General features: G+C 62.8%; 16 protein-coding genes and 1 pseudogene. 11 read left to right on the top strand and 6 right to left on the bottom strand.

Translation table 11 applies throughout. From position 1 onward, the window contains the following. Positions 1 to 10 precede the first annotated feature (10 nt). Together BPNPMPFG_RS11275 and BPNPMPFG_RS11270 are read right to left on the bottom strand one after the other, a co-directional pair. Entirely contained in the window at positions 11 to 1,504 is a 1,494-nt protein-coding gene (locus tag BPNPMPFG_RS11275) for an NAD-dependent succinate-semialdehyde dehydrogenase (RefSeq protein WP_258595414.1), read from the bottom strand. A 128-nt stretch (positions 1,505 to 1,632) separates the two neighbouring features. After that, complete coding sequence (locus BPNPMPFG_RS11270; protein WP_258595413.1) at positions 1,633 to 2,124, bottom strand: Lrp/AsnC family transcriptional regulator; 492 nt, start codon at positions 2,122 to 2,124, stop codon at positions 1,633 to 1,635. Between the two features lie 83 nt (positions 2,125 to 2,207). On the opposite strand from BPNPMPFG_RS11270, the gene ehuR reads away from it, so the two are divergent. The 10 genes and pseudogenes from ehuR (at position 2,208) to doeB (ending at position 11,917) form a co-directional block, all read left to right on the top strand. Then, positions 2,208 to 3,593, top strand: a complete 1,386-nt coding sequence (gene ehuR / locus BPNPMPFG_RS11265) for a MocR-like ectoine utilization transcription factor EhuR (protein ID WP_258595412.1) — start codon at positions 2,208 to 2,210, stop codon at positions 3,591 to 3,593. A gap of 125 nt (positions 3,594 to 3,718) precedes the next feature. Then, entirely contained in the window at positions 3,719 to 4,510 is a 792-nt protein-coding gene (gene ehuA, locus BPNPMPFG_RS11260) for an ectoine/hydroxyectoine ABC transporter ATP-binding protein EhuA (protein ID WP_319945984.1), read from the top strand. Between the two features lie 64 nt (positions 4,511 to 4,574). Continuing rightward, positions 4,575 to 5,426 (top strand): ectoine/hydroxyectoine ABC transporter substrate-binding protein EhuB, encoded by an 852-nt coding sequence (ehuB, locus tag BPNPMPFG_RS11255; protein ID WP_258595411.1) that lies wholly within the window; start codon positions 4,575 to 4,577, stop codon positions 5,424 to 5,426. A 169-nt stretch (positions 5,427 to 5,595) separates the two neighbouring features. Beyond that, positions 5,596 to 6,256 (top strand): annotated as a pseudogene (gene ehuC, locus BPNPMPFG_RS11250) (ectoine/hydroxyectoine ABC transporter permease subunit EhuC). A 16-nt stretch (positions 6,257 to 6,272) separates the two neighbouring features. After that, positions 6,273 to 6,932 (top strand): ectoine/hydroxyectoine ABC transporter permease subunit EhuD, encoded by a 660-nt coding sequence (gene ehuD / locus BPNPMPFG_RS11245; RefSeq protein ID WP_258595409.1) that lies wholly within the window; start codon positions 6,273 to 6,275, stop codon positions 6,930 to 6,932. 3 nt (positions 6,933 to 6,935) lie between these two features. Next, positions 6,936 to 7,715, top strand: coding sequence for an ectoine utilization protein EutA (eutA, locus tag BPNPMPFG_RS11240; RefSeq protein ID WP_258595408.1), 780 nt, complete (start codon positions 6,936 to 6,938; stop codon positions 7,713 to 7,715). 5 nt (positions 7,716 to 7,720) lie between these two features. Further along, a complete protein-coding gene (gene eutB, locus BPNPMPFG_RS11235; RefSeq protein WP_258595407.1) occupies positions 7,721 to 8,707 on the top strand; it encodes a hydroxyectoine utilization dehydratase EutB in 987 nt (328 codons plus the stop codon). Next, positions 8,704 to 9,696: a cyclodeaminase gene (locus BPNPMPFG_RS11230; protein WP_258595406.1), complete on the top strand. Its 993-nt coding sequence runs from the start codon at positions 8,704 to 8,706 to the stop codon at positions 9,694 to 9,696. The genes eutB and BPNPMPFG_RS11230 overlap by 4 nt, the downstream gene beginning before the upstream one ends. A gap of 38 nt (positions 9,697 to 9,734) precedes the next feature. Beyond that, positions 9,735 to 10,913, top strand: a complete 1,179-nt coding sequence (doeA, locus tag BPNPMPFG_RS11225) for an ectoine hydrolase DoeA (RefSeq protein ID WP_258595404.1) — start codon at positions 9,735 to 9,737, stop codon at positions 10,911 to 10,913. Between the two features lie 5 nt (positions 10,914 to 10,918). Next, positions 10,919 to 11,917, top strand: a complete 999-nt coding sequence (doeB, locus tag BPNPMPFG_RS11220; protein ID WP_258595402.1) for a N(2)-acetyl-L-2,4-diaminobutanoate deacetylase DoeB — start codon at positions 10,919 to 10,921, stop codon at positions 11,915 to 11,917. Between the two features lie 773 nt (positions 11,918 to 12,690). Here the strand turns inward: doeB and BPNPMPFG_RS11215 are convergent. Then, positions 12,691 to 13,089, bottom strand: coding sequence for a c-type cytochrome (locus BPNPMPFG_RS11215; RefSeq protein ID WP_258595401.1), 399 nt, complete (start codon positions 13,087 to 13,089; stop codon positions 12,691 to 12,693). A 219-nt stretch (positions 13,090 to 13,308) separates the two neighbouring features. Here BPNPMPFG_RS11215 and BPNPMPFG_RS11210 point away from each other — a divergent pair, with 219 nt between their 5' ends. Continuing rightward, positions 13,309 to 14,145, top strand: a complete 837-nt coding sequence (locus BPNPMPFG_RS11210; protein ID WP_258595399.1) for a DUF2189 domain-containing protein — start codon at positions 13,309 to 13,311, stop codon at positions 14,143 to 14,145. A gap of 77 nt (positions 14,146 to 14,222) precedes the next feature. Here the strand turns inward: BPNPMPFG_RS11210 and BPNPMPFG_RS11205 are convergent, their stop codons facing one another. From BPNPMPFG_RS11205 to BPNPMPFG_RS11195, 3 genes are all read right to left on the bottom strand, one after another. Beyond that, a complete protein-coding gene (locus BPNPMPFG_RS11205; RefSeq protein WP_258595398.1) occupies positions 14,223 to 14,693 on the bottom strand; it encodes an aminoacyl-tRNA deacylase in 471 nt (156 codons plus the stop codon). 117 nt (positions 14,694 to 14,810) lie between these two features. Beyond that, positions 14,811 to 15,197 (bottom strand): cytochrome C oxidase subunit IV family protein, encoded by a 387-nt coding sequence (locus BPNPMPFG_RS11200; protein ID WP_258595397.1) that lies wholly within the window; start codon positions 15,195 to 15,197, stop codon positions 14,811 to 14,813. A gap of 9 nt (positions 15,198 to 15,206) precedes the next feature. Next, positions 15,207 to 15,929, bottom strand: coding sequence for a heme-copper oxidase subunit III family protein (locus BPNPMPFG_RS11195; protein WP_258595395.1), 723 nt, complete (start codon positions 15,927 to 15,929; stop codon positions 15,207 to 15,209). Positions 15,930 to 15,934 lie beyond the last annotated feature (5 nt).

Raw genomic sequence — 15,934 nt, 5'->3', positions numbered from 1 at the left:
CCGGGTGGGTCTAGGCCACATCCAGGCAGAGGTACTTGAGGTCAGTAAAGGCTTCGAGCCCGTGGCGCGCCCCCTCGCGGCCGATACCGGATTGCTTGATGCCCCCAAAGGGGATCGGCGCGCCGGTTATCTTGACACGGTTGATGGCAACCATGCCGTAGTCGAGCGCGCGGCCCATGCGCTGCTGGCGGGCGCCGTTCTCGGTCACGACATAGGCGACGAGCCCGTATTCGGTGGCGTTGGCGCGGGCGATCACCTCGTCCTCGCTGTCGAACGGCGTCACGGCGGCGACCGGACCAAAGGTCTCCTCGCGCATGATCAGCGCCTCGTCAGTGACATCGGCCAGCAGCGTTGGCTGGTAGAACAGTGGCCCGGCCTCATGCCGCTTGCCGCCGGTGAGGCAGTGCGCGCCATGAGCGATGGCGTCTGCGACCTGTTCCTCGACCTTGCTGACGGCGCGCTCATGCATCAGCGGCCCGATGTCGGTTTCATCGGCAAGGCCATTGCCGGTTCGCAGCGCCTCGATGCGCCTGGCGAAAGCCGCGCAGAAGCGATCGTAGATCGGGCGCTGGACATAGATGCGGTTGGCGGCGAGGCAGTCCTGGCCTGACGTGGCGAATTTGGCATCGATGGCAATGCCCACCGCCTTGTCCAGATCGGCATCGGCAAAGACGATCAACGGTGCGTGGCCGCCAAGCTCCATCACCAGCCGCTTCATCGTCGGCGCACTCTGGGCGGCGATCAGCCGGCCGATCTCGGTCGAGCCGGTGAAGCTCATGGCGCGGACGCGTGCGTCTTCGCACATCCGGCCTACGATCGTCGCGGCCTTGCCGGTGACGATGTTGAAGACGCCTGCGGGCAGGCCGGCGCGTTCGCCAAGTTCAGCCAGCGCCAGCGCCGACAGCGGCGTTTCCGAGGAGGGATGCGCGACGACGGTGCAACCGGCGGCAAGTGCTGCCGCCGCCTTGCGGGTCAGCATCGCCGACGGGAAATTCCACGGCGTGACGACGCCGACCACGCCGAGCGGCTCACGCCGCACCATCATTTCCGCGTTCGGCAGATGGCTGGTGACGCTCTCGGCGTTCAGACGCTTGGCTTCCTCCGCATACCACTCAACGAACGAGGCGGCGTAGTCGATCTCGCCGAGCGACTCCTGCAGCGGCTTGCCTTGTTCCAGCGTCATCAGCAAAGCGAGGTCGTCTTTCGCGGCGATGATCAGCTCGAACCATTTTCGGAGGAATCTTGCCCGCTCCTGCGGCAGGAGCGACCGCCAGGCCGGAAAGGCGCGGGCGGCGGCATTGATTGCCTTTGTCGTTTGCCGCGCATCGAGCGCGGCGACAAAGGTGACAGTGGTGCCGGTGGCCGGATCGGTGACCTCGAAGCTTTCCGCTGCCTCGCTCGCCGTCCAGTGACCATCGACGTAGGCGAGTTCGCGCAGCAGCCTGCGGTCGGCGAGGCGGTCGAGCACTTCGTGGCGATGCGAGCGGGCGAAATGCGCGGACATGGTCGAAGCCTCCCGGTGTGGACTGATGCGGGAAGACTATCCATCGCACGCAGACAGAGAGGCTGTTTGGACGCGCGCTGATAGAGAAAGTCTCTCTATTGCATCGGTCGGGCAGACGATCTCTCCGGCTACGGCGATGCCGGCAACAGGTCGGCTATGGGCAGCGCGACCTCGTCCTTCACGGTTTTGATGACGATGTAGGTGAAGTAGCGGTCGATGCCGATTTCGCGGTCGAGCAAGCCGTCGACCAGCCGCTGATAGGCATCGATGTCGCGCGCCATCACCTTCAGCACATAGTCGACGCCGCCGCCCACCGACCAGCAGGCGACAATCTCGGGGATGTCGCGGATAACGCGTTCGAAGCGGTCGAAATCGGCCTGGCGGTGGTTGGCAAGCGTCACCTCCATCAGCACGGTGGCGACCGGTGCCACGACGCGCATGGCGATCCGGGCGTGATAGCCCGAAACGATGCCGGCCTTCTCCAGCTTGCGCAGCCGCATCCAGCACGGTGTCGGCGACAGCCCGACCTGTTCGGCCAGCGCCAGCTTGGTGATGCGTCCGTCGCGCTGGATGGCATCGAGGATTTTCAGGTCGATCGGGTCGAGTTTCGCAGCGGTCATCAGCGTCCACTTTTTCGTCCACGTCACCATGACGGCGCATTATTTCGATTGTCAATTGCACTGATTTCGATCTCTAATAAGTCATGACATTGTGGCAACCCGATCCCGCGCTCATCCGGCGGCCGGCCTATCAGTCGCTGGCCGACCAGTTCGCGCGCGCCATCCATGACGGACGCCTGGCCAATGGCGCGCGGCTGCCGACCCATCGCCGGCTGGCCGACGATCTCAGGCTTTCGGTGCAGACGGTCAGCCGCGCCTATGAGGAGCTGATCCGCCGCGGCCTGATTTCGGGCGAGATCGGTCGCGGCAGCTTCGTCCAGACGCAGCGCCGTGAACCGGAGCCGCCATATCTGCCGGAGCGCCTCGGCGAGGTCATCGACCTCTCGATCCTGAAACCGGTCTGCGAACCGATGCATCTGGAGCGACTGAAGCAGGCGCTGGGGTGGCTGGCCGAAAACCTGCCGTCGAGTTCAGCACTTTCGTTCCGCCCCAACATGGTATTTCCACGCCACCGCGCCGTGGCAGTGGAGTGGCTGAAGCTGTGCGGGCTCGAAACCACCGCGCAAAACATCAGCCTGACCAATGGCGCCACCGCCGGCATGACCGTGGCACTGATGAGCGTGGCGCCGCCGGGCTCTACCGTCGCCACCGAGGCGATCGGCCACCACACACTGGTGCCCCTGGCGCGCTATCTCGGCTTCAACCTCGAAGGCCTGCCGATCGACGACAATGGTCTGATCCCCGAGGCGCTGGACGAGGCCTGCCGTCTCTCGGACATTCGCGCGGTGTTCGTACAGCCCTCGGTGATCAACCCGACGGCGACGCTGATGGATGCGGCACGGCGCGAGCAGATCGCCGCGGTCGCGCGCAAGCACGATATCGCCATCATCGAGAATGATGTGCTCGGCCCCCTGGTTGAGGACCGGCCGCCGCCGGTCGCCGCCTACGCGCCGGAGCGCACGCTCTACGTCACGTCATTTACCAAGATCACCGTGCCCGGCCTGCGCATCGGCTATCTCGCCGCCCCGGATCGCTATGTCGCCGCCGTCGCCAACCGGCATCTGGTTTCCAACTGGATGGCGACGCCGCTGGTGGCGGAGATCGCCACCAAATGGGTTACCGACGGCACGGCGATGGAGCTTGTCCGCTGGCAGCGCACCGCATTGCGGCGGCGCCAGGACATCGCAGCCGAGGTTCTGGCAGGGGTCGACTACCGCGCGCGACGCGACGGGCTGCATATCTGGTTGCAACTGCCCGCCGACCGCGCCGAGGAGAGCTTTGTCGCCCAGGCCCGGCTACAGGGCGTGGCGATCGCGCCGGGAACCTCCTTCCGCATCTCGGACGCGCCATGGCATCCGGCGGTGCGCATCTCACTGGGGTCGACCACCGAGGGGGAACTGCGTGCCGGCCTCGGCGTTGTCACCAAGTTGCTGCTTGGCGATCCGGAGCATCTGCTGCTGGCAATTTAGGCCGACAGTGCTTCGAAAATGTGCGCAATCAGAATAATTGTCATGATATTATTTTCCCAATTGACATGATTTGGCGCGTTCCGCATCGTTAAGGGCACTGGCTTCTCCAGCACGGGGAAATTCATTTGTCCGCATCCGCGCCCATCATCAAGATCGACGGCATCTCGAAGAGCTTCGGCAGCTTCAAGGTGCTGGATGGCCTGTCGATGCAGGTCATGCCGCGCGAGAAGCTGGCGCTGATCGGTCCGTCCGGCTCGGGCAAGACGACGATCCTGCGCATCCTGATGACGCTTGAGCGCATCGATGCCGGCCACATCCAGGTCGATGGCGAGCAACTCTACCACATGGAGCGCAACGGGCAGCTTATACCGGCGGATGAGCGGCATCTCGCCCGAATGCGCCAGAAGATCGGCATGGTCTTCCAGCTGTTCAACCTGTTTCCGCACAAGTGCGTGATCGACAACGTCACGCTGGCGCCGATGCTGACCAAGGGCACGCCGCGCGCCACAGCCGAAAAGCGGGCGATGGAACTGCTCGACATGGTCGGCATGGCCGACAAGGCCAAGGCGATGCCGGCGCAGCTGTCCGGCGGCCAGAAGCAGCGTGTGGCGATCGCCAGGGCGCTCGCCCTACAGCCGAAGATCATGCTGTTCGACGAGGTGACATCGGCGCTCGACCCTGAACTGGTCGAGGAGGTGCTCAACGTGTTGTGGCGGCTCTGCGCCGAGACCGATATGACCATGCTGCTGGTGACCCACGAGATGGGTTTTGCCCATGACTTCGCCGACCGGGTGCTGTTCTTCGATCGTGGCAAGATCGTTGAGGAAGGCAAGCCCGACGAGATTTTCCGCAATCCCAGGCAGGAGCGCACGCAAGGCTTCCTGAAGAAGATCATCGCGGCCGGACATCGCGTCTGACCGCCATGCGGGGCGCGCGAACCGCCCAAAGCAAACCAAGAAGAGAAACAAGGAGTTGGGAACAATGAAGAAACTTGGCATTCTGGCCGGCGTCGCCGGCCTTGCATTGACGGCGGTGCTCGCCGCCTCAAGCGTGGGTTCGGCTGCCGACAAAAAGCTGGAACAGCTAAAGGCGCAGGGTTTCGCCCGCGTCGCCATCGCCAACGAGCCGCCTTACACGGCGGTCGCCGCCGACGGCAAGGTTTCGGGTGCCGCACCCGATGTGGCGCGCGAGATCTTCAAGCGCCTCGGTGTCGCCGACATCGTCGCCTCGATTTCCGAATATGGCGCCATGATCCCCGGACTGCAGGCGGGCCGCTTCGACGTCGTCACCGCCGGCCTGTTCATGAAGCCGGAGCGCTGCGCTGCGGTCGCCTATTCGGAACCGGTGCTGTGCGACGCTGAGGCGATGCTGGTGAAGAAGGGCAATCCCAAGGGCTTCAAGAGCTATGAGGATGTCGCCAAGGACACGACCGCCACAATTGGTGCGCCCGGCGGTGGGACCGAGGAGAAACTGGCGCTCAACGCAGGCGTGCCGCGTGAGCGCGTCATTGTCGTGCCGGATGGACAGAGTGGCGTGAAGATGCTGCAGGACGGCCGCATCGATGCCTATTCGCTGCCCGTTCTGTCGATCAACGATCTGATGAAGAAGGCTGCCGACCCGAACCTCGAAGTCATCGCGCCGGTGCAGGGTGCGCCGGTCTATTGCGACGGCGCCGCCTTCAAGAAGGGCGATGAGGCACTGCGCGACGCTTATGACGTCGAACTGGCCAAGATGAAGAAGTCGGGCGAGTTCGCCAAGATCATCGAGCCCTACGGCTTCTCGGCGGCGGCAGCGATGTCGACAACGCGCGAAAAGCTCTGCTCGGCGAAGTAGCTCGCCTTTTCCCTTCTCCCCGTTCACGGGGAGAAGGTGTCACGAAGTGGCGGATGAGGGGCGGCGCATACTTTCGTAAGTTCGCGCCGCCCCTCATCTGCCTGCCGGCATCTTCTCCCCGTGACCGGGGAAAAGGAGGCCAAAACCAAACGTTGGAACCTCGAATTTCATGACCCAGTGGTCCGGCTATTTCGGCCTGATAGTACAGGGAGCGCTTGTCACCATCGAGCTGACGCTGATGGGGTCGGTGCTTGCCCTGATCATGGCCTTTCTCGCCGGCATGGGACGGCTGTCACGCTTCTTCGTGTTGCGCGCACTCGCCACCATCTATATCGAATTCTTCCGCGGCACCTCGATCTTCGTGCAGCTGTTCTTTGCCTATTTCGTATTGCCATTGATCGGCCTCGAACTGACCCCGCTGCAGGCCGGCGTGCTAGCGCTGGGTTTGAATGTCGGCGCCTATGCCGCCGAAGTGGTGCGCGGCGCCGTACAATCGATCGGCCGCGAGCAGCACGAGGCCTGTATCGCGCTCAATCTCGGCCGCTGGCAAGGCATGCGCCACGTCATCCTGCCACAGGCGTTTCTGGTGATGCTGCCGACTTTCGGGAACAACGCCATTGAGCTGCTCAAGGCCACCGCCGTCGTCTCGCTGATCTCGCTCGCCGACCTGACATTCCAGGCGCAGGTGGTGCGCGCCCAGACCGGCAACACCATGGTGCCGTTCACCACCATCCTGATCATCTATTTCATCCTGGCGCTGCTCATCTCGTGGGGGCGTGCGCTCGCTGGAACGCCGCATGGCGCGCGGCCTCGACGGAGTGCGCGTCTGATGGCCGGGGCCTGCTGATGGACTGGGACTGGAATTTCGTCTGGCAGATCATGCCGACGCTGATCCAAGGGGTGAAGATCACCATCCTGGCGACGCTGCTCGGCTCGGTGCTGGCGGCGATCGTGGGGCTGGGCATCGCATTGGCGCGCCGTTCGCCAAACAGGGCCTTGTCGCGCACGGTCGGCTTCGTCGCCGAGTTCATCCGCGGCACGCCACTGCTGGTGCAGCTTTATTTCATCTTCTACGTGCTGCCCGACATCGGCATCCTGCTGCCGCCGCTGGTCGCCGGCGTCATCGGGCTTGGGCTGCATTACGGCACCTACACTGCGGAAGTTTATCGCGCCGGCATCGACAATGTGCCGCGCGGACAATGGGAGGCCGCCAAGGCGTGCAATCTCAGTGCCAGGCAGACCTGGACGCACATCATCATTCCACAGGCCATTCCGCCGATGATCCCGGCGTTGGCCAATTATTTCATCGCCATGTTCAAGGAAACGCCGCTGCTGTCAGCGATCACCGTGCTGGAGCTGATGAACCAGGCGAAGAGCGTCGCCAACACCTACTATCGTTACATCGAGCCGATCACGCTGGTCGGCGCTTTCTTCCTCGTCATCAGTCTTTGTTCGGTCGTGCTGCTGCGCTGGCTGGAACGCCGCTACGGCAAGATCGAGAGGTAGCCGATGAAACCCTTTCCCGAGATCAAGGTCTATCCGAGACGGCCAGCACTGGATGCCCGCCCGCTGGAGCGGCGTGTCGGCCTGATCATCCTTGCCACCGACCATACGACCGAACCGGACTTTCGCCGCATGGTGGCGAGCGAGCGGATCGGCGTCTATGTCGCGCGCATTCCCTATGCCAACCCGACGACGCCGGAGAATCTGCGCAAGATGCAGCCGGCGCTGACGGCGGGCGCGGCACTCATCCTGCCCGACGAGCCGCTCGACGCCATCTGCTATTCCTGCACCTCGGCGTCGGTGGTGATCGGCGATGACGAAATCGAGGTGGCGATCCAGGCGGCCAAGCCCGGCGTACCCGTGGTCACGCCGCCGATGGCAGGTGTGCGCGGCCTGCGCGCGCTAGGCGCCAGGCGGATCAGCATTCTCACCCCCTACACGGTCGAAACCTCTAGGCCGATGGCTGACTATTTCGCGGCACGCGGCTTCGACATCGCCAGCTTCACCTGTCTCGGCTTCGAGGACGACCGCGAGATGGCGCGCATCTCACCGGCGGCCCTTGTCGATCTGGCTCGTGAGGCGACACATGCGAGCGCCGACGCGCTGTTCGTGTCCTGCACGGCGCTGCGCGGTGCGCTCGCGGTCACCGGAATGGAAGAGGCGATCGGCCGTCCCGTAGTGACCAGCAACCAGGCGACCGCCTGGAACTGCCTACGCCTTTGCGGCGATGAGACAGCCCATCCCGAATTCGGCCGTCTGATGACGCTGCCGCTGCCGCGCGACTGATGATCATGACGAAAGTTACGCTTGAGCACATTCGCGCCGCGCGTGAGCATATTGCCGGCAAGGTCGAGCGCACGCCGACCGTGCTATCCCCAAGTCTGTCAGAGCAACTGGGCGTCCCGGTTCACCTCAAGCTGGAACATCGCCAGATCACTGGCAGCTTCAAATTGCGCGGCGCTTCGAATGCCGTCGCTTCGCTGACTACCGACGAGAGGGCGCGCGGTGTGGTTGCAGCCTCGACCGGCAATCATGGTCGGGCGCTCGCCCATGCGGTGAAGCTTCAGGGCATGCGCGCAGTGATCTGCATGTCGCGGCTGGTACCGGAAAACAAGCTCGACGAAATCCGCCGCCTTGGTGCCGAAATCCGCATCGTCGGCAATAGCCAGGATGATGCGCAGCAGGAGGTCGAGCGACTGGTTGCGCAAGAGGGGCTGGTCATGCTGCCGCCCTTCGACCATCCGGCCATCATCGCCGGGCAAGGCACGCTTGGACTGGAGATGATCGAGCAGGTCCCGGATGCTGCTCTCGTCCTGGTGCAGCTGTCCGGTGGCGGGCTGGCCGCGGGCATCGCCGCAGCCGTCAAGGGCGTCAGCCCCACGACAAAAATCATCGGCGTCTCGATGGCGCGCGGTGCGGCGATGAAGGCGAGCCTCGATGCCGGTCGGCCGGTGCTGGTGGAAGAATTGCCGACGCTGGCGGATTCACTCGGTGGTGGCATCGGGCTCGACAACAGGCTGACCTTCGCCATGTGCCGCGACCTGCTGGACGATATCACCCTGCTCGGCGAAGACGAGATCGCCGCCGGCATTCGTCACGCCTATGCGCGGGAACGCGAGATCGTCGAGGGCGCCGGCGCGGTCGGCGTCGCGGCACTACTCGCCGGCAAGGTCAAGGCGAACGGCCCGGTGGTGGTTCTTCTCTCCGGCCGCAATATCGATATGGGCCTGCATCGCACAATCGTCTACGGCGAAGCAATCGCGGAGCGCGCCGCATGAGCCAGATGACGATCCTCACCGAAGCCGAACTGCGCAAGATCATAACGCTGGACCTTGATGCCGTCGCTTGCGTCGAGAATGCCTTCCGCGCGCTCGCCACTTTGCCGGTGGCGATGCCGCCGATCCTGCGCCTCGATATCCCGGAGCATCGCGGCGAGGTCGATGTGAAGACCGCCTATGTGCCTGGCATCGATGGCTTCGCCATCAAGATCAGTCCTGGCTTCTTCGACAATCCGACGCTCGGCCTGCCCAGCGTCAATGGCATGATGGTGCTGCTGTCGTCGAAGACGGGTCTGATCGAAGCGTTGCTACTCGACAATGGCTACCTGACTGATGTCCGCACGGCTGCCGCCGGCGCGGTCGCAGCCAAACATCTGTCGCGGCCAGATTCGTTCGTTGCGGCGATCTTCGGTGCCGGCGTGCAGTCCGGGCTGCAGCTCGAAGCACTCATGCTGGTGCGGCCTGTCGCCGAAGCGCGCATCTGGGCACGCGATGCGGCGAAGGCAGAGGCAACCGCAGCTGCCTTGCGCGAAAAGCTCGGCATCGTCGTGCGCGCCGAGCCCGACGCGGCAAAGGCGGTTGCCGGTGCCGACATCATCGTCACCACCACGCCGTCGACCGAGCCGCTGATCAAGGCAGGGTTCGTTTCCGCCGGCCAGCACATCACCGCGATGGGCTCGGACGCCGAGCACAAGAACGAGATCGCGCCGGCGATCCTGCGCATGGCCGATCTCTACGTCGCCGACAGCGCTCGCCAGACGCGGCGTCTTGGCGAACTGCACCATGCCATTTCGTCGGGCGTGATGGCCGCAGATGCCGAGGTGACCGAACTCGGCCAGATCATCGCCGGCGAACGACACGGCCGGCGTTCGGCCAGCGATATCACCATCGCGGATCTCACCGGCACGGGCGTGCAGGACACGGCGATTGCCACGCTCGCCCGCGACCAGGCGCGGGCGGCCCATGCTGGAACCATTTTCGAAAGCTGATGCTGGCCGCAAGGCCCAACAAACGAGGACCAAGAACAATGCAGCCAAACCTGAGATTCTCGCGCGGCGAATATGCGGATCGCCTCGCCAAAACCCGGAAAGCCATGGAGCTGAAAGGCGTCGATCTATTGATCGTCAGCGACCCGTCCAATATGGCTTGGCTGACCGGCTATGATGGCTGGTCGTTCTACGTGCACCAGGCCGTCATCGTGCCGCCATCGGGCGAGCCGGCCTGGTACGGGCGTGGCCAGGACGCCAACGGCGCCAAGCGCACCGCTTATCTCACACACGACAACATAGTCGGCTATGCCGACCACTATGTGCAGTCGACTGAACGCCACCCGATGGATTATCTCGCCAGCGGGCTCGCCGACCGCGGCTGGGGCAAGCTCATGATCGGCGTCGAGATGGATAATTACTGGTTCTCCGCCGCTGCCTTCGGATCGCTGCAGAAGCATCTGCCCAATGCCCGCTTTGTCGATGCCACCGCCCTGGTCAATTGGCAGCGCGCGGTCAAGAGCCCGACCGAGATCGATTATATGCGCAAGGCCGCCCGCATCGTCGAAGCCATGCATCAGCGCATTGTCGACAAGATCGAGGTCGGCATGCGCAAATGCGATCTCGTCGCCGAGATCTATGATGCCGGCACGCGCGGCGTTGATGGCATTGGCGGTGACTACCCCGCCATCGTGCCGCTGCTGCCGTCGGGGGCGGATGCCTCGGCGCCGCACCTGACCTGGGACGACAGGCCGATGAAGCAGGGAGAGGGCACCTTCTTCGAGATCGCCGGCTGCTACCACAGATACCACTGCCCGCTGTCGCGCACCGTCTTCCTCGGCAAGCCGACGCAGGAATTCCTCGATGCAGAGAAGGCGACGCTGGAAGGCATGGAAGCGGGACTGGCGGCAGCGAAACCCGGCAACGTGTGCGAGGACATCGCCAATGCCTTCTTCGCAGTGCTGAAGAAGTATGGCATCGTCAAGGACAACCGCACCGGCTATTCGATCGGCCTGTCCTATCCGCCTGACTGGGGCGAGCGCACGATGAGCCTGCGCCCTGGCGACCGCACCGAGCTCAAGCCAGGCATGACATTCCATTTCATGACCGGCCTGTGGCTGGAGACGATGGGGCTGGAGATCACCGAATCCATCCTGATCACCGAGACCGGTATGGAATGTCTGGCCAATGTGCCGCGCAAGCTGGTGGTGAAGGATTGAACCCGATGTCCAGTCTCCGTCCGTCGCCGATCGCGCCGACTGTCGATTTCGATCGCGACGGTGTGCAGCATGGGTTCCTGCGCTTGCCTTACAGCCGCGATGACTCGGCGTGGGGGTCGGTGATGATCCCGATCTGTGTCATTCGCAACGGCAAGGGGCCGACGGCTCTGCTGTCCGGCGGCAACCATGGCGATGAGTATGAGGGACCGCTGGCGCTCTACGATCTCGCCCGCACACTCGATCCCAGGCATGTCAGTGGCATGGTGATCATCGTGCCGGCGATGAACTATCCGGCCTTCCGCGCCGGCACGCGCACCTCGCCGATCGACAAGGGCAACATGAACCGCAGCTTTCCCGGTCGCCCGGACGGTACGGTGACCGAGAAGATCGCCGACTATTTCCAGCGTGAATTGCTGCCCCGCGCCGACATCGTGTTCGACTTCCATTCCGGCGGGAAGACGCTGGACTTCGTGCCGTTCTGCGCCGCGCACACTCTGCCCGACAAGGCACTGGAGCAGAAAGCCTTTGACGCGGTGGCGGCATTCTCAGCACCGTACTCGATGCGCATGATCGAGATCGACGCCGTCGGCATGTACGATACGGCGGCGGAGGAAATGGGCAAGGTCTTTGTCAGCACCGAGCTGGGCGGTGGCGGCACCTCGCGTGCGCAAACCGTGCGGATCGCGCGGCGCGGCATTCTCAATGTGCTGCGTCACGCCGGCATTGTTGCTGGGGCGGTCGAGGAGGGCAAAACCCAGTGGCTGGACATGCCATCCGGCGATTGCTTCTCCTTCGCCGAAGACGACGGCATGATCGAAACCATGGTCGATCTCGGTGAGCCCGTCGAGAAGGGCGCGGTGCTGGCGCGCATCCATCTGACCGGCCGGACCGGTCAAATTCCTCTGGAGATCAGGGCGAAAATGTCGGGCCTACTCGCAGCGCGTCACTTTCCGGGTCTCGTCAAAGCGGGCGATTGCGTCGCGGTGGTGGCGGTCCAATGTTGATTTTACGGCTTTGATCACGTCGAGCCGAATATCTGCAATGGGTCAATCATGTCGATGCCCCGCGCCGATCTGAAGGTCTGCTTCTGACGATTCGAGCCTCGAAGCTGCCAGTCCGCTAACGGCCCATTTCAGTCATCCGATCGCTGGCCAGTAGGGCCGTTCCTGGAGCAATATATCCTTTCAGCGAGAGGCGATTGCCGATATCTCCAACGTCCAGCAGGTTCGGCAAAGGTGCAGAGGCGCGAAATGGGCGCTGCATTGTGGGGCACGAAGGGCGCATGTCTTGCCCCGACAACGCCCTTGCTGGAAACTGGGACACTTTATCACCCGTCGCACGGCGGTTGGCAGGCCAAAGTGAACTCGCAAATCCCTGATTTCAGGTGGAAATTGGATCGAAGTGTGACCAGTCGTGATCCACAATGGTCGTGGGGTGTCGAGCGGGATGTTTGTGCACCAGGATTATCGTGCGGGTTTGCTTCGAGACGAACCCTCCATTCAGATGGCCAGCATCAGCGAATGTCACTATCGGTGGTTTCGATATGGGGCGGCCATCGGTGGCGGATACGGAACAATACGGGAAAACATTCGATTTTGGCTCACGAAAAAGTCAATGAAATCAATGTTCTTGCTACATCCTTCCAGGCCCATGCATGAGAAGCCGAACTCACGGTCAATGGTGTTTGGCGCCTTGACGCGCCAGTTTTTCATAGCCTCGCCGGGGAGGCCGCCTGCCGCAGTGACGACCAGATCACGATCGCCTGCTCCTTGCCGTCTTATTGCTTAGCAACAGCTTCCAGATAGGCGATCACATTGGCGATGTCGGTCTCGTTCTGGAGACCGGCAAAGGGCATCTTGTTACCGGGCACTTTTACCTTCGGCGCCTTGATATAGGCTGCGATATTGGTTTCATCCCAAACCAGACCATCCGCGCCGGCCTTCTTCATCGCATCGGAATATTTGCTTTCGAAGCTTGGCAGCGAACCAGCTTTGCGGCCAATGACACCGTGCAACGAAGGGCCGATCTTGTTCGTGTCGGTGGTCGCTTCATGGCAGATCATGCATCTGGTGAAGACCTTCTTTCCTGCGTCGGCATCGCCCGCTGCAATTGCCGGGACGGCCGCGACAAATGAAGCTGCAAGAAGGGCCGGTACGGCCAGTGCCGTCAGTCTCATGGCATTATCCTCCTCACCTGGCGCATCGTATCGACGCGGTGGATACTACCGCCACGCATGGCAAAGCGCCATGCAGTATGCGGGATCATCGTCGGGGGCGACAAGGCCCAAGAATAATACTATGATCCTTGACGATACAGGTCGCGGTTTTCGCGTGACCAGTCACGCCAAACGGCAGCATCGCACGCCGCGACCGAGCCCTATCTGGGAGGAATGGTCATGGCAGGTTTCCATGTCTACGCAGCAGGCACCGGCAGCAACGTCGAACATCCCGCCATACGCAGGATAGCGGTCTCAGACATTTTCGACGCGCTTCGCCTGGGTCTTGACGATTTCTGGGACAAACCTTCACATTACGTCTTCTTGTGCCTGATCTATCCGGTCGCCGGCATTGTGTTGATCACCTGGTCCTCGGGGGGCAATGCGCTTCAGCTTGTCTATCCCTTGATGACCGGCTTCGCGCTTCTTGGCCCCTTAGCCGCGCTTGGTCTTTACGAGATCAGCCGCCGGCGCGAGCAGAAGCTCGACACGTCATGGCGTCATGCCTTCGACGTCCGAAAATCGCCCGCCATGCCGGCAATCGCGGTCCTCGGCTTCATGCTGCTGGTGCTGTTCGCGGCTTGGATGCTGACCGCGCATGCGCTCTATGCCCACCTCTACCGTGATGCCGTGCCGGCATCGTTGTTCGGCTTCATCGGAGACGTTCTGACCACGCAGCGTGGCTGGGTGCTGATCATCCTCGGCAACGTCATCGGCTTTCTGTTTGCGCTTGTTGTTTTGAGCACCACGGTCGTCGCCTTCCCGCTGTTGCTCGATCGCGACATCGGCGCCTACGCCGCCATCGAGACCTCGGCGCGCGCGGTCATGACGAACCCCGTGCCGTTGCTGCTCTGGGGCCTCATCGTGGCCGTTGCCCTGGCCGCCGGCTCACTGCCCTTACTGGTCGGGCTGGCAGTAGTCCTGCCAGTGCTCGGTCATTCGACCTGGCACCTTTACCGCAAACTGATCGAACCCGCGCCAGCTCTCGCCAAAGTCGAGACGCGCAAGGGGAACTGATCCGCGCCTGCTCCCGGCACCAGTCGGCCGGAGAAAAGAAAAGCGCCCTCCCTGGGGCGGGCGCTTGAGAGTGCATACTACGCCGGGTGGCTGAAGCGAGCGACCCGCGCACCCTGCAACAGGTTGCGAAAGTCGCCGCCCGTGACATGCACCAAGGTCTTGTGGTCGCCTGCTTCGAAATAGACGTCGCCTTCCGCGCCGAAGCTTTCATCGAGAATGACCGGCACGTCATAGGCGGCACCCACGGGTGGCACGGCGCCGGTGTCGCAGTCGCTGAACAGCTGGCCGACCTCATCTTCCGAAGCGAGGCCGAGCCGCCTGTCGATCACGTCCTGCAGCGTGTTGAACTCGACCCGGTGGCTGCTCGGAACGACAGCCAGCGCATAGCCCGTCTCATGATGAACCAACACCGATTTGGCGAGCCTTCGGCCCGGAACATGCGCCGCCTGCGCCGTCTGGCTGCTAGTCGAGGTCCGGTGGTGGGCAACGGTATCGTAGCGGATGCCCTTGCCGGTAATGTAGTCCTGAAGTTTCCTGGCAATCGTCATCGTGGGCGCCTTTCTGTTCGAGGTGGTGACGCGTCGGAGAACGAGCCAAGCATTCTCCTCTCATCATTTTTCCTGTCAACGAAGAACGCGATCCAGCGTTTTCAAATGGTGAGGCTCCTATGATCCCATGCTGAAGGACAAGACACGGGTCAGCTCAGTGTAGCCTGACTCGAGAACCATGATCGTGACGAAGACCAGGATAAGCAGTGGCGGCACGAGGATTGCATAGGCAAGCGCCAGCCGCTCCCACGCCATGTGCATGAACACGGAGACGATCAGCCCGGCCTTGAGCATCATGAAGGTAATGATCAGGCCCCACCTCAGATCCCCCTGAAGACCGAAATAGTCGATGCTGTAGGAGCCAGCGCTGAGGATGAACAACCAGCCCCAGACGACGAGATAGAGCCTGATTGGGTGTTGCTGGCCTTCCGCGTGTCCCACCGTCGGGGCGGGCGCGGCGGCGCCCCCATGTAGCCCGTGATCCTGCGCTTCTGCCTGTGCCATCACTACACCTCACCAAAGATAGAAGAACGCGAAGATGAACACCCAAACCAGATCGACGAAGTGCCAGTAGAGCCCCATGATCTCGACGCTCTCGTACTGGCCGCGCCGGCTGGTGAAGAACCCGCGCACGCCGGTTTCGTAGTCACCGCGCCACACCTTGCGTGCTGTGATCAACAGGAAGATCACGCCGATCGTGACATGGGTGCCGTGGAACCCGGTGATCATGAAGAAGGATGAACCGAATTGCACGGCGCCCCAGGGATTTGCCCAGGGCCGCACGCCCTCTGTGATGAGCTTCGTCCACTCGAAAGCCTGCATGCTGACGAAGGCCGCGCCGAGAGCGGCAGTGACCAGCATCAACACCGCTGTCTTCCGACGATCGTGCCGGTAGCCGAAATTGACCGCCATCGCCATTGTGCCGCTCGACGAGATCAGCACGAAGGTCATGATGGCGATCAGGATCAGCGGGATGTCTTGGCCGAACAGATGCAATGCGAACACCTCGCTGGGGTTGGGCCATGGCACCGTCGTCGACATGCGCGCGGTCATGTAAGACAACAGGAAGCAGCCAAAGATGAAGGTATCGCTGAGCAGGAAGATCCACATCATGGCCTTCCCCCACGAGACGTTCTTGAACGCCCTCTGGTCGGATGACCAGTCGGCCGCAACACCGTGCAGGCCAGGCGGCCGTGGAGCGGTACGGTCGGCATGTCCCAGCGTGGTCTCGGCCATCAGCG

Origin of the sequence: Mesorhizobium sp. AR07 (assembly GCF_024746815.1) — a bacterium.
Taxonomy (GTDB): Bacteria; Pseudomonadota; Alphaproteobacteria; order Rhizobiales; family Rhizobiaceae; genus Mesorhizobium.
This window is presented reverse-complemented; position numbering and strand designations above follow the sequence as displayed.

Coding starts and splice junctions, on each gene's coding strand:
- BPNPMPFG_RS11275 (WP_258595414.1), bottom strand. CDS start 1,504: ATGTCCGCGCATTTCGCCCGCTCGCATCGCCACGAAGTGCTCGACCGC.
- BPNPMPFG_RS11270 (WP_258595413.1), bottom strand. CDS start 2,124: ATGACCGCTGCGAAACTCGACCCGATCGACCTGAAAATCCTCGATGCC.
- ehuR (WP_258595412.1), top strand. CDS start 2,208: ATGACATTGTGGCAACCCGATCCCGCGCTCATCCGGCGGCCGGCCTAT.
- ehuB (WP_258595411.1), top strand. CDS start 4,575: ATGAAGAAACTTGGCATTCTGGCCGGCGTCGCCGGCCTTGCATTGACG.
- ehuD (WP_258595409.1), top strand. CDS start 6,273: ATGGACTGGGACTGGAATTTCGTCTGGCAGATCATGCCGACGCTGATC.
- eutA (WP_258595408.1), top strand. CDS start 6,936: ATGAAACCCTTTCCCGAGATCAAGGTCTATCCGAGACGGCCAGCACTG.
- eutB (WP_258595407.1), top strand. CDS start 7,721: ATGACGAAAGTTACGCTTGAGCACATTCGCGCCGCGCGTGAGCATATT.
- BPNPMPFG_RS11230 (WP_258595406.1), top strand. CDS start 8,704: ATGAGCCAGATGACGATCCTCACCGAAGCCGAACTGCGCAAGATCATA.
- doeA (WP_258595404.1), top strand. CDS start 9,735: ATGCAGCCAAACCTGAGATTCTCGCGCGGCGAATATGCGGATCGCCTC.
- doeB (WP_258595402.1), top strand. CDS start 10,919: ATGTCCAGTCTCCGTCCGTCGCCGATCGCGCCGACTGTCGATTTCGAT.
- BPNPMPFG_RS11215 (WP_258595401.1), bottom strand. CDS start 13,089: ATGAGACTGACGGCACTGGCCGTACCGGCCCTTCTTGCAGCTTCATTT.
- BPNPMPFG_RS11210 (WP_258595399.1), top strand. CDS start 13,309: ATGGCAGGTTTCCATGTCTACGCAGCAGGCACCGGCAGCAACGTCGAA.
- BPNPMPFG_RS11205 (WP_258595398.1), bottom strand. CDS start 14,693: ATGACGATTGCCAGGAAACTTCAGGACTACATTACCGGCAAGGGCATC.
- BPNPMPFG_RS11200 (WP_258595397.1), bottom strand. CDS start 15,197: ATGGCACAGGCAGAAGCGCAGGATCACGGGCTACATGGGGGCGCCGCC.
- BPNPMPFG_RS11195 (WP_258595395.1), bottom strand. CDS start 15,929: ATGGCCGAGACCACGCTGGGACATGCCGACCGTACCGCTCCACGGCCG.